The sequence below is a fragment of the Vibrio sp. 1069 genome, assembly GCF_033340555.1.
In genome coordinates this window covers 719,708-729,551 of the sequence record NZ_JAWOWP010000001.1, presented here as the reverse complement: position 1 = coordinate 729,551, position 9,844 = coordinate 719,708, and the positions used below count along the sequence as shown (strand labels likewise).

The window sequence follows — 9,844 nt, the reverse complement described above, 5'->3', positions numbered from 1 at the left end:
CTTTTCTTCTGCTTTGTCTTACTTATTCGTAGCCTAAAGCACTTTACATGCAAAACCTTTTAAGTAGAAACCTTCTGGATATGCTGTATCGGTTGGGTGGTCAGCGGCTTGTTCAAAACGCTCCACAAACTTTACTTGGCGGTTAGCGTCTACGGCTGCATCAGCGATGATTTTCTGGAACAGAACTTGATCCATCAAGCCAGAGCACGAGTAGGTCAGTAGAGTGCCGCCCGGTTTTAGAATTTGCATTGCTAGCATGTTGATGTCTTTGTAACCACGACATGCACCGTTTAGTTGTGCTTTGCTCTCTGCGAACTTCGGTGGGTCCATAATAACCACATCGAACTGAGTTCCTTGATCACGATACTCACGAAGCAGCTTAAACACGTCTGCATTTAGGAACACGGCACGCTTCTTCGAAATATCAAAATCGTTTAGCTCTGCGTTGAATTTTGCGGTATCTAAAGCAGGTTGCGACACGTCAGCGTTAATCACACGCTTTGCATCACCTTTTAGAGCGTAAAGTCCGAAGCCACCTGTGTAAGAGAAGCAGTTAAGAACTTCTTTGCCTTTCATATATTTCATCGCTTGCTGGCGACTATCACGTTGATCTAGGTAGAAACCTGTTTTGTGTCCGCCAACGATATCTACACTAATCTTTACGCCATTTTCTTCGATGACGACCGATTTAGGTGGCTCTTCGCCGTGCAAGACGCCCGTGATCTCTTTTAAACCTTCTTTTTTACGAACGGCCACGTCAGAGCGCTCGTACACATTACAATCAGGGAAGCACTCAACCAGAGCGTCAACAATAGCCTGCTTATTGTGTTCTGCGCCAGCACTGAGAAGTTGGCACACAAAGAAATTTTGGTAACGGTCGATCGTAACGCCTGGTAAGCCGTCAGACTCTGCTGCGATAAGGCGATAACCCGTAAGGCCATCACGTTCGATAATGTCTTCACGAAGAAGTTGTGCGTCTTTAAGTCGTTTAACGAAAAACGCGGTGTCGATTTCTTCTTTATCAAAACTCCAAATACGAGCACGAATTTGCGAAGCTGGCGAATATGCCGCCTTAGCTAGCCATTTACCGTCGTGAGTGAATACATCAACCGTTTCGCCAAGAGCAGGTTCGCCCTCAACTTTGTTGATGCCTCGAGAGAAGATCCAAGGGTGCTTGCGCTTGACCGATTTCTCACGACCTTTAACCAAATAGATAGCAGCTGTCATTTCATTAGCTCTTGTTGAATTTTGAAAGGGGCGTATTGTCCGGGATGTGAATGGTAAAAGCAATATCCCTCGGCAATCCAGTACATTGTAGTGACTTTTAAATACAAAAAGGTCACTAAAGTGACCCTTTTATTTGAATTTGCTGTAACAGATTCCGTTGTTATGCTTTAAGTCCAGTAAGTAGTGCTTCCATTGTGTCGCTTTGCTTACGCAGTTGATCAACGTTTTGTGAAGTCGTGCTTATCATATTGCACACGTTATCTGCTTGAACTCGAATTTCTTCAACGCTTGAGGCGATATTGTCCGCGACTACACCTTGCTCTTCAGCTGCTGTTGCAATTTGAATGCTACTGTCGGAGATAGTTTGATTTTTATCTGCCAAAGAGCCGATTTCGTGATTCACTTCCGTCATGAGGTTTTGTCCCTCATTTGCATTATTAACTGTCACTTCCATCAGCTTAGTAAGCGACTGGCTGTTACGCTGTAACGATTCAATCATCGTTTGGATTTCAACTGTCGCTTGCTGAGTGCGTCCCGCAAGAGCGCGAACCTCATCCGCAACGACCGCAAATCCACGACCTTGTTCTCCAGCACGTGCTGCTTCAATGGCTGCGTTCAATGCAAGTAGGTTAGTTTGCTCGGAAATCCCATTAATGGTTGTCACGACTTCATCAATTTGTGCGGCATTAGCATCTAACTCCGCTACTGCTTGAGACGCAGATTGAATCTCATTAGAGAGGTTCGAAATCGAGTGAAGCGTATTCTCAACTTTCACTTGTCCAGACTGAGCCACGTTACGTGCATCATCGGTTTGCGTGCTTGAATCGTGAGCTAGTGTCGCGACTTCTCGAATCGTTGATGCCATCTGTTCAGTTGCACTCGCAAGAGAGTTGAGGTGTTCCTGCTGAGTCGCTGAAATATCTGAACTGTGATGAATCGATTGATTCAGGTCTGAGCTAATTTGTTGCATTAACGCCACAGACTCTTGAATCGACAGCACCATTTGTTGCTCTCGTTCTGCAACTTTGTCTATCGTAATAGCAATTTCACTAAACTCGTCGCGAACAGGGAAGAAGTTCATTCTCGCAGTTAAGTCGCCACCAGCAAGAGTGTTTAATGCTTTGTTCATCGTGAACATCGCGCCGCCAATAAACGTCATGATGTAGTAAACACCAAGAGCGAGAATAAACAAGCTCACACAGATGATGCTCACTTGAGTCGTTGATAGGGCAGTCCATAAAGAAAGTTCATGGTTCGCAACCAAACTGTACGCACCATTTAAAACAGACACGGATTGCGGACCAGAGCCAATAGAAACGGTTTCTGAACCCGCTATGAGGCTTGCTACTTGAGATTGAGAAAGATTGCCTGCCTCTATCAGACCTTTCATAAGCATGAGCTCTTCTTGGTACATACTTGAGATCAGTGTATTAGCCGCGCTATTAAGGACGAGAGTGAGAATGACTAAAGCAAGAAGAGGGAGAACGAAGAGCAAATAGAACTTTTCTTGAATCTTTAAGTGAATGAGATACTTATCAATCCAGCGGAATGGAATTTCTTTCATAATTATAATAACCGTGCAAAAACCCACTATCCTTAGTGGGGTGAATAGACAAAAAGAATATATCACTCAGTAAAAAGAAGCGGTACAAAGATGAACGTAAAGTGTGAGAGATTTATAGTAAAAGGTCATGTTCAAGGCGTGGGCTTTCGTTACCATACTTCCCATCAAGGATTGAAGCTAGGATTAACAGGTTATGCGAAGAACCTAAACAATGGTGATGTTGAAGTGATGGCGTGTGGAACAGACGCGCAAATAGTTGCGTTTTCGGAATGGTTACAAGAAGGACCGCGAACGGCAACAGTAGAGCATGTGATGCAGGAGCCTGCGTCGTATAAGCCGTTACGCGGTTTTAAAATTTTATGAACCTACAAGCATTTAGCTGGCTTTGGTAGGCCGGCTAATTTGGTTGCTTGTTTGGCTGGCCCCTTTTTAAACAGCTTGAATAGATACTTACTATTACCTTTTTCTGGGCCGTGCGCTTTTTCCATCGCTTTCACAAGCATACGCACTGCAGGGGAGGTATTAAACTCTTCATAAAAGTCTCGCACAAAATGCACAACTTCCAAATGAGCATCCGTAAGCTCGATGTCTTCTTCTTTTGCTAAAAGCTCAATCATACCTTCTTCCCATTGAGTATGATCCAATAAGTAGCCTTGAGCATCCGTTTCAATTTCTTTGCCGTTGTAAACGAACATAACGTTTTATCCGTTAAGTAAACATGGATGTTTATAGATTAGCGACAGCCGAGAATGTTCTCAACAAAAGAATCTCGAAGTCGTATCGAGCGAATCAAAAGCGTACAAAATGGTGAGTGTTTTTGACTGAGCTAGGTACTTTGATATAAATGCTCTTTTATTCAAATAAATAGGAAACTATTCAGTTTGTTAGAAATTTTACGGGGTGAGTACCAACGAAATTGCATGGATATCCAGGCTTATTCATTTTTGTTTTGGTTTTTTCTTGGCTACTTGTCTGATTATGGGATTTTATGGGTGAATGAATAGCTGACAACGTTGTGTTTGTTTTCATAGACCGATATTCTCTTTTATTGATGAAAAGCCTGTATTCAGGTTAGAAACAACAATGATGACAAGGAGTTAGTCATGTCGAAACAACGTTACATTGAGATTAATGACAATGTAAAATCCACTTGGTCCATCGAGCGAATTTGGCAACTTGCAGAATCCTTACCTGTAGAAGAAATTGCGATTGCTGATATAAAAGGCCCAAATGAAGTGACTTGGTTTAGTCATGAAGGGCCACAGCCAACCTGCCGTGAAATTGCAAAACATTGCCAACGAATCAACAATGCTGATTTGTCGTATCCGGTAATCTTAACCAGTGACTATCGTGTTTTTGACGGTATGCACCGAATCGCCAAGCAAATCATGTTAGGAGAGGAAACGATTAAAGTGAGACGCTTTAGAGAAAACCCAGAAGCTGACGAAGTTATCGAGTTGGCGGTAGACCAAGCGTAACAAACTGAATTACTTGCAAAGAAAAAGCCCGAAGGAATTACCTTCGGGCTTTTTGATTCTACTTAACGAGAAACGATTAATCGTCGTTCATGATGCCTAGAATGCTTAGTAGGCTGATGAAGATGTTGTAGATTGATACATACAAAGTTACTGTCGCAGAGATGTAGTTTGTTTCACCGCCACGAATAATGCTTTGTGTTGTCATCAGGATCGCCATAGTAGAGAAAATGATAAACAAGCTGCTCAACGCCAAGTGTAAAAGGGTTGATTGAATAAAGAAGCTTGCAATCATGCCCACAACCAGCACAACAAATAGTGATAGCATTAAGCCACCCATCATCGATAGGTCACGTTTCGTTGTTAGTGCGTATGCCGATGCTGCCATGAAAGATAGTGCCGTACCACCGAGTGCGGTTAATACGATATCGCCCATGCCTGCACCTATGTACATGTTTAGAATAGGGCCAACGGTGTAACCTAAGAAGCCAGTAAATAGGAACGTAAACACAAGGCCAAGACTGTTGTTACGGTTTTTCTCTGTTAAGAATAATAGGCCGTAGAAACCAACCAGCATTAGGATGATACCTGGATGTGGAAGGTTAAATGCCATTGCAACGCCAGCAACGACTGCCGACCATAAAAGTGTCATTGAAAGTAGAGCGTAAGTATTACGCAATACTTTGTTCGTTTGTAGAGCACTTTCTTGAGTTGAAGTGCGGGTAAACATTGGACTGTTCATAATCTTCCTCGATAAGAGACTTTCTTTTAAGTACATTTATGGGATTGAAAGTTCAAAAAATCAAGCCCTAACCATACGTAACTTAGATAAAATAATAATAGAAATAAGATGTTATGTATTTGGCAACTTGTAACACAATATTACTGACTAGCATAGCTATATTGATTCTTACACAGATTTTTGAATTTAGTAACAAAAAGCACTGGCTTCATAGAAACCAGTGCTTTTTTATGTCGATTCGGCTAAATCTTAGTGGTGTAAGATTTGCGCTAGGAAATTTTGGGTCCTATCCGATTGAGGATTTTCGAAGAAATCAACAGGGTTGTTTTCTTCGATGATCTCTCCTGCGTCCATGAATATCACGCGATCGGCAACTTCTTTAGCAAAGCCCATTTCATGTGTCACACAAAGCATAGTCATGCCTTCCTCGGCGAGTTCGACCATTACATCCAGTACTTCGCGAACCATTTCCGGGTCGAGTGCAGATGTTGGCTCATCAAAAAGCATGACTTTAGGGTTCATACACAAAGAGCGAGCAATCGCCACACGTTGCTGCTGACCACCAGACAACTGACCGGGATACTTCTCCGCTTGGTCTGGAATTTTTACACGTTCCAGATATTTCATCGCAACTGCTTCTGCCTCATCTTTTGGCATCTTCTTCACCCAGATAGGCGCGAGCGTACAGTTTTCCAGTACGGTTAAATGAGGGAAGAGATTAAAGTGTTGAAAGCACATGCCCACTTCTCGGCGCACTGCTTCAATGTTCTTTAAGTCTTCAGTTAATTCCGTACCAGAGACGTAAATGCTGCCTGCTTGGTGCTCTTCAAGACGGTTAATACAGCGAATCATCGTTGATTTTCCCGACCCTGATGGACCACAGATAACGATTTTCTCGCCGCGCTTAACGTCGAGGTTAATATTTTTTAGTACGTGAAACTCACCATACCATTTATTCATGTCCTTCAATTGGATCATGTAGTCTTGTTGTTGCGTCATAATACGTCCTTGATCTTGATGAGTTATCGTTTGTGACCGGTATGAAGTTTGTTTTCAAGCCATATCGAATAGCGTGACATGCCAAAACAAAATACCCAAAACACTAACGCGACAAATACATAACTTTCTGTAGCAAAGCCTAACCATTCAGGGTCGGTGTTTGCTGCTTGCCCTATACCGAGTACGTCAAACATACCAATGATGAGTACCAAACTGGTGTCTTTAAACAAACCGATGAAGGTGTTCACGATAGAAGGAATAGTAATCTTTAGCGCCTGTGGCAAGATAATCAGCCCAGTCTTTTTCCAGTAACTTAACCCAAGCGCATCAGCGGCTTCATATTGACCTTTCGGAATGGCTTGTAGACCACCGCGTACCACTTCTGCCATGTAAGCGGAGGCAAACATAACCACACCTATAAGGGCGCGAATCAGTTTATCTGTCTCTGAACCTTCAGACATAAACAATGGAAGCATAACCGAAGCCATGAACAAAACCGTAATCAGAGGAACGCCACGCCAAACTTCAATGTAGACGGTACAAATGCTGCGAATGATCGGCATCTCTGAACGTCTACCAAGCGCAAGCACCACACCAATTGGCAATGAAACTACGATACCAACTAGCGCAATAATGAGTGTAACGAGTAGTCCACCCCACTTGTGTGTATCGACCACTTCTAGTCCAAAGACACCACCGTATAACAGCCCAGCGATGATGAATGGGTAGATGTTTACGAAGAAAAGCCAAATCCACATCCGTTTCGGTGTCTTCTCATACGCGAGTAAAACAGTAAATATGGCCAATGTGATATAGAAAAGGCGAGGGCGCCATAGTTCGGACTCTGGATAAAAACCATACATGAACTGCTCCCAGCGCACGCTGATAAATACCCAGCAAGCACCATCTCGGCTACAGTCGTCACGCGTTGAGCCAATCCAGTCTGCGTTAATAAACGCCCAATCCACGATATACCATATTGCAGTTACGACAATATACGCAAGAATGACAGTAACAATGGAATTGATAGGGCCATTAAATAGATTTTTCCGCATCCAACCAACGAAGCCTACAGTATTGGCGGGTGGTGGGAGATCCGGTTGAACTTGATGAGTACTCATATTATCTCTCCACCAGCGCGACTTTACGGTTATACAAGTTCATTAATGCAGACGTAATCAGACTTAATGTCAAGTACACGCCCATCGTCATCGCAATGATCTCAATCGCTTGTCCCGTTTGGTTCAGGGTAGTACCAGCAAACACAGAGACAAGATCTGGGTAACCAATCGCCATCGCTAACGATGAGTTTTTGGTGAGGTTGAGATATTGACTGGTTAAAGGTGGAATAATAATTCGTAACGCTTGAGGAATGACAACAAGCTTTAAAGTTTTCGAGCGTGGTAAGCCTAGCGACATCGCTGCTTCGGTTTGACCATGACTAACCGCATTAATACCAGAGCGAACAATCTCAGCAATGAAAGAAGCTGTATAAACACTCAATGCCAAAAGTAGCGCAGCCAATTCAGGAATAATGCTAATACCACCTCGGAAGTTAAACCCTTTTAGTTCAGGATAATTCAGTGAAATTGGCATACCAGCAAGGAAGTACACAACCAATGGAAGGCCAACAACTAAACCCAAAACTATTCTTCCCATTGGGGTTTGTTGCCCAGTGAGACGTTGCTTATTATTCGCCCATACATTAATTAATAAGCTTGCGATTACCCCGAAGATTAACGCGGCAATAACGTAGCTACTGCCGGGTTCCATAGTCGGTGCAGGGAAATATAAGCCACGAACGTTCAGGAAAATAGCTTCACCAAGACTTAAGCTTTGGCGTGGTGAGGGTAATGCTTGAAGAACAGCGAAATACCAGAAGAATATTTGCAGAAGAAGGGGGATATTTCGGAAAGTTTCGATATAAACTGCCGCTAAACGACTAACTAACCAGTTAGAAGAAAGGCGGGCAACCCCCATGGTAAAGCCAATCACAGTAGCCAGAATAATACCTAATACGGAGACTAACGCCGTATTAAGAAGGCCGATGATAAATGTTCTACCGTAAGAGTACGTTTCATCGTATTCAATTAGTGTTAACCCAATACCAAACCCGGCTTCTTGATTCAGAAAACCGAAGCCCGTTGCAATACCACGAGCATCTAAGTTATTGAGAGCGTTGTTTACAATCGTGTAAAAGAAAAATACCAGTGCAGCAATGGCAATGATCTGGAAAATAGCAGAACGAAAGGCAGGATTATAAATCAGGCTCTTGCTTCCGCTTGGTTTGGACATCGTACTTGGCGATGCATCTTGTGTCGGTTTCATACAGCGATAACCTCAAACCTTAGTTATAGATATCGGCCTGTATAAAGAAGTTTCGTCCTTGCTGGCTAAAGAATAACGCTCCATGTCTGGTGACGTACGAACCTTTAAAGCCGTTCCACCAAGCGAGCGCTTTTCGCCATCCAATGAGCGATCCTTACTCATACAGTGAGATATAATCAAGAAAAAGGGCGGCATGAACCGCCCTGATTAACTCTTTCTATCGGATTGGTGGCGCGTACATAAAGCCGCCTGCATTCCATAGCGCATTAACGCCACGAGAGATTTCTAACGGCGAACCAGTACCGACTGTACGTTCGAAGCTTTCACCATAGTTACCAACTTGTTTGATAACCTGGTAGCCCCAATCGTCGCGGATACCCAACCCTTTGCCTTTAGGGCCATCAACACCAAGGATACGTTTGATGTTTGGATCTGTTGACTTCAGCATTTCATCCGCATTCTTCGAACTAATACCGTATTCTTCAGCGTTAATCATCGCAGACAATGTCCACTTAGCGATGTTAAACCATTGATCATCGCCTTGACGAACGACTGGACCTAGTGGCTCTTTAGAGATGATTTCTGGAAGAACGGCCGCAGAGGACGGATCTTTCAAATTCAAACGCAGTGCATAAAGGCCAGATTGGTCAGTTGTTAATACGTCACAGCGTCCCGCATCAAAACCTTTCGAAGTTTGCGCCGCTGTGTCGAATACCACAGGTTTGTACGCCATGCCTTGGTTGCGGAAATAATCTGCAAGGTTTAGCTCGGTTGTTGTACCTGATTGAACACATACCGACGCACCATCAAGCTCTTTAGCACTTGATATACCAAGTTCCTTCTTCACCATAAAACCTTGACCGTCGTAGTAGTTCACACCTACGAAGTTTAGGCCCAGTGCAGTGTCACGGTGGAGAGTCCAGGTCGTGTTACGGGAAAGCACATCAATCTCACCAGATTGAAGCGCAGTGAAACGTTCTTTTGCGGTTAGGGGTACATATTTAACTTTCGTTTTATCCCCAAGAACGGCTGCAGCCAGTGCTTGGCAATATTCTACGTCGATACCTTCCCATTCGCCTTTTGAGTTAGGGTTAGAGAAACCAGGTAGACCGGTACTTACACCACAAGTAAGAAAACCTTGTTTTGTGACTTTGTCCAGAGTAGTGTCTGCTGCTTGAGCTGATGTTGCCATCATCGCAGTAGAAGCCGCTACGACGGAAGCAAGAACTGTGAGTTTATTTGCCATTTGTATCCTTCCTGTATGATCCATGTTTAATCAGGAGTGACCTGAAATAACGTGTCCAATTCGTTAGAGTTATCGTCCTACGTGATTGATTTTCGAAGAAACGGCATTCGATAGATCAACCAGTTATAAGCGTAGGAAAGGATCTGTTAATTCTCAAATATATAATTTAAATGAAGTTTTGAGAGAACTTACAAAGTGCCTTGAGATTTAGAATGACGAAATGTTAATTGTTTGTAAATAGTGCAATTCATGGACAATTTGGT

At 43.3% G+C, this 9,844-nt stretch carries 10 protein-coding genes; 2 read left to right on the top strand and 8 right to left on the bottom strand.

Annotation, left to right across the window (positions count from 1 at the left end; genetic code table 11):
• Positions 1 to 33 precede the first annotated feature (33 nt).
• The gene (locus tag R7040_RS03180) at positions 34 to 1,227 is read right to left on the bottom strand and encodes a class I SAM-dependent methyltransferase (protein ID WP_047102342.1); all 1,194 of its coding nucleotides are present in this window, start codon (positions 1,225 to 1,227) and stop codon (positions 34 to 36) included.
• Positions 1,228 to 1,387: 160 nt separating this feature from the next.
• A complete protein-coding gene (locus R7040_RS03175) occupies positions 1,388 to 2,791 on the bottom strand; it encodes a methyl-accepting chemotaxis protein (RefSeq protein ID WP_053304484.1) in 1,404 nt (467 codons plus the stop codon).
• Between the two features lie 90 nt (positions 2,792 to 2,881).
• Between R7040_RS03175 and yccX the strand changes: the two genes are divergently transcribed.
• Positions 2,882 to 3,154 (top strand): acylphosphatase, encoded by a 273-nt coding sequence (yccX, locus tag R7040_RS03170; RefSeq protein ID WP_017634611.1) that lies wholly within the window; start codon positions 2,882 to 2,884, stop codon positions 3,152 to 3,154.
• Positions 3,155 to 3,156: 2 nt separating this feature from the next.
• Here yccX and R7040_RS03165 read toward each other — a convergent pair whose 3' ends face one another.
• A complete protein-coding gene (locus tag R7040_RS03165; protein ID WP_005377396.1) occupies positions 3,157 to 3,486 on the bottom strand; it encodes a TusE/DsrC/DsvC family sulfur relay protein in 330 nt (109 codons plus the stop codon).
• Between the two features lie 408 nt (positions 3,487 to 3,894).
• Between R7040_RS03165 and R7040_RS03160 the strand changes: the two genes are divergently transcribed.
• A complete protein-coding gene (locus R7040_RS03160; protein WP_042523006.1) occupies positions 3,895 to 4,269 on the top strand; it encodes a chromosome partitioning protein ParB in 375 nt (124 codons plus the stop codon).
• Positions 4,270 to 4,345: 76 nt separating this feature from the next.
• Here the strand turns inward: R7040_RS03160 and R7040_RS03155 are convergent, their stop codons facing one another.
• The 5 genes from R7040_RS03155 to R7040_RS03135 form a co-directional block, all read right to left on the bottom strand.
• Positions 4,346 to 5,008, bottom strand: a complete 663-nt coding sequence (locus R7040_RS03155; protein WP_025766607.1) for a Bax inhibitor-1/YccA family protein — start codon at positions 5,006 to 5,008, stop codon at positions 4,346 to 4,348.
• Positions 5,009 to 5,257: 249 nt separating this feature from the next.
• Entirely contained in the window at positions 5,258 to 6,007 is a 750-nt protein-coding gene (locus R7040_RS03150; protein WP_005377400.1) for an amino acid ABC transporter ATP-binding protein, read from the bottom strand.
• Positions 6,008 to 6,030: 23 nt separating this feature from the next.
• A complete protein-coding gene (locus R7040_RS03145) occupies positions 6,031 to 7,128 on the bottom strand; it encodes an amino acid ABC transporter permease (RefSeq protein ID WP_318095368.1) in 1,098 nt (365 codons plus the stop codon).
• Position 7,129: 1 nt separating this feature from the next.
• Positions 7,130 to 8,335, bottom strand: coding sequence for an amino acid ABC transporter permease (locus R7040_RS03140; RefSeq protein WP_005377402.1), 1,206 nt, complete (start codon positions 8,333 to 8,335; stop codon positions 7,130 to 7,132).
• Between the two features lie 217 nt (positions 8,336 to 8,552).
• A complete protein-coding gene (locus R7040_RS03135; protein ID WP_005377403.1) occupies positions 8,553 to 9,581 on the bottom strand; it encodes an amino acid ABC transporter substrate-binding protein in 1,029 nt (342 codons plus the stop codon).
• Between the last annotated feature and the right edge of the window lie 263 nt (positions 9,582 to 9,844).

Excerpts from the sequence above, each read along its gene's own strand:
- R7040_RS03180 (WP_047102342.1), bottom strand. The coding sequence starts at position 1,227 with ATGACAGCTGCTATCTATTTGGTTAAAGGTCGTGAGAAATCGGTCAAG.
- R7040_RS03175 (WP_053304484.1), bottom strand. The coding sequence starts at position 2,791 with ATGAAAGAAATTCCATTCCGCTGGATTGATAAGTATCTCATTCACTTA.
- yccX (WP_017634611.1), top strand. The coding sequence starts at position 2,882 with ATGAACGTAAAGTGTGAGAGATTTATAGTAAAAGGTCATGTTCAAGGC.
- R7040_RS03165 (WP_005377396.1), bottom strand. The coding sequence starts at position 3,486 with ATGTTCGTTTACAACGGCAAAGAAATTGAAACGGATGCTCAAGGCTAC.
- R7040_RS03160 (WP_042523006.1), top strand. The coding sequence starts at position 3,895 with ATGTCGAAACAACGTTACATTGAGATTAATGACAATGTAAAATCCACT.
- R7040_RS03155 (WP_025766607.1), bottom strand. The coding sequence starts at position 5,008 with ATGAACAGTCCAATGTTTACCCGCACTTCAACTCAAGAAAGTGCTCTA.
- R7040_RS03150 (WP_005377400.1), bottom strand. The coding sequence starts at position 6,007 with ATGACGCAACAACAAGACTACATGATCCAATTGAAGGACATGAATAAA.
- R7040_RS03145 (WP_318095368.1), bottom strand. The coding sequence starts at position 7,128 with ATGAGTACTCATCAAGTTCAACCGGATCTCCCACCACCCGCCAATACT.
- R7040_RS03140 (WP_005377402.1), bottom strand. The coding sequence starts at position 8,335 with ATGAAACCGACACAAGATGCATCGCCAAGTACGATGTCCAAACCAAGC.
- R7040_RS03135 (WP_005377403.1), bottom strand. The coding sequence starts at position 9,581 with ATGGCAAATAAACTCACAGTTCTTGCTTCCGTCGTAGCGGCTTCTACT.